The following is a 527-nucleotide window of genomic DNA, read 5'->3' as shown; positions in this document are numbered from 1 at the left end:
CAAAACGTGAATCAAAAAATATACCTTACGCAAATAACCCAATACACCTAACGCCCTGTTAAGGGGCAAAATACAGTTGGCTAAAATGTTGAGCGGAGCGAAAACAGCCAACTGTATTTTGTCCCACTTGAACAGCTTGTTATGCAGATTTATCATCTACACCCATGTATTCATTGAAATTCTCAATATAGTCATCTAGATTCTCATCCAGCATTTTTTTATATTCAGAAACAAAATACTCTAACATTTCAGCTTTGTCTTCGATCATATTTTCTCGGCTATCGCAGCTACAAGCACTTACCCAAGCGTTAAATCTCGCAGTTGAATACATAGTAGAAGAGCTAACCTTGCCGCGTCCCACATCTTCTGTTATTTGATCGTTTGATAAATGGATATGGGCATCAGCTCTTTCATAAAATTTATCATCAACATCATTCATATACGCCATTCCTTTTGTATCTGCATAACGCCTCATTAAGAGGCAAAAAATTGTTTGCTAAAATGTTGAGGCACGAAACAGCAAACTG

1 protein-coding gene is annotated in these 527 nt (G+C 37.2%); it reads right to left on the bottom strand.

Annotation, left to right across the window (positions count from 1 at the left end; translation table 11 throughout):
* Window positions 1-139: 139 nt before the first annotated feature.
* The gene (locus CWS31_RS17390; protein WP_246143607.1) at window positions 140-448 is read right to left on the bottom strand and encodes a DUF3144 domain-containing protein; all 309 of its coding nucleotides are present in this window, start codon (window positions 446-448) and stop codon (window positions 140-142) included.
* Window positions 449-527: the final 79 nt, after the last annotated feature.

It is taken from the genome of Colwellia echini (genome assembly GCF_002843355.2).
Lineage (GTDB): Bacteria > Pseudomonadota > Gammaproteobacteria > Enterobacterales > Alteromonadaceae > Colwellia > Colwellia echini.
This window is presented reverse-complemented; position numbering and strand designations above follow the sequence as displayed.